This window comes from Vibrio ichthyoenteri ATCC 700023 (assembly GCF_000222605.1).
Classification (GTDB): domain Bacteria; phylum Pseudomonadota; class Gammaproteobacteria; order Enterobacterales; family Vibrionaceae; genus Vibrio; species Vibrio ichthyoenteri.
The window spans coordinates 1-272 of record NZ_AFWF01000223.1 but is presented as its reverse complement, the minus strand read 5'-3'; the positions used below and the strand labels follow the sequence as shown (position 1 = coordinate 272).

General features: G+C 41.9%; 1 protein-coding gene. It reads right to left on the bottom strand.

The features are described from left to right. Window positions 1-7: 7 nt before the first annotated feature. A partial coding sequence (locus tag RH85_RS16370; protein ID WP_006710989.1) for a transposase occupies window positions 8-272 on the bottom strand: 265 nt, incomplete at its 5' end.

The following is a 272-nucleotide window of genomic DNA, read 5'->3' as shown; positions in this document are numbered from 1 at the left end:
TACCGAATCAACTTGAAGATGCAGGCTTGAGAACCTGAAAATTATCATTAATTCGAGATGTCAAAGAGCCTGCGATCTCTGGAAGAGTCACAGTAAAAAATTGGTCTATTGCAGCCTTGAAGTCCCGTTTCTTTTTGAAGTAAACGTTGTTCCTCGACTTCTCGTTCATTACTTTCCATAGCCGCTCTATTGGGTTGAGGTTTGGGCTGTAAGGTGGAAGATAATGCAGTTCAATATTAAGGACAAACGCCGCATCTCTGACTAAGTCACTG